General features: G+C 45.8%; 1 protein-coding gene. It reads left to right on the top strand.

The genetic code is table 11. From position 1 onward, the window contains the following. Positions 1-246: 246 nt before the first annotated feature. Positions 247-657: a hypothetical protein gene (locus IEX22_RS16235; protein WP_100142643.1), complete on the top strand. Its 411-nt coding sequence runs from the start codon at positions 247-249 to the stop codon at positions 655-657. Positions 658-670 lie beyond the last annotated feature (13 nt).

Genomic DNA, 670 nt, shown 5'->3' with positions numbered 1-670 from the left:
TGAGTCACAAAAAAATTTCTCTTGAGGCACCTTATCCACATTTCTGTGCACTCTTGCAGATAAGGTGGCTACACATTGATACAAATCACAGTTAACGTGCGGTATATCCATACCTGACTAACATTTCCGGAATCTGAGCTTCCATGTGAGAAAGTTCGACAAATACAAAGTCAAGCATAGTCGTCAATTAGCGAATGCTGCTAAGCTAACGCAAAATTTATACTCTTGATCACAGATATCATCACCATGGCAAAAGCACAGATGTCGGAAAAGCAGTTTTGGCTGCAACGCCTTTGTAAGACTAGTCTCAGAGCCCTACATATTTTGGGAATAGTCGGCGCAGGTGGCGGTATTTTGCTGTCGGTCCCCAAAGAAAGCTGGCAGCTCTATTGGATCATGGCCATGGCCAGTGGTAGTTGCCTGATGCTGTGGGAGATAGTCCGGGATTGGCGCTGGCTTATCCAATTGAAAGGGGTATTGACCCTGGTGAAACTACTGCTGATCTTGCTATTCATTCCCTTGGCAAGCTACAAGAGCGAATTGCTCGTGACTGTGGTTTTACTGTCGGTCATAGTGTCACATGGACCTGCAGGTCTGAGACATTACTCTATAGTTCATAGACGCAGAATCGACAGCCGCAAGGAGATCAAGGGATGAATACCGCAGAGCT

This window comes from Tersicoccus solisilvae (assembly GCF_014643255.1).
In the GTDB taxonomy this organism is placed as follows: domain Bacteria; phylum Actinomycetota; class Actinomycetes; order Actinomycetales; family Micrococcaceae; genus Tersicoccus; species Tersicoccus solisilvae.
This window is presented reverse-complemented; position numbering and strand designations above follow the sequence as displayed.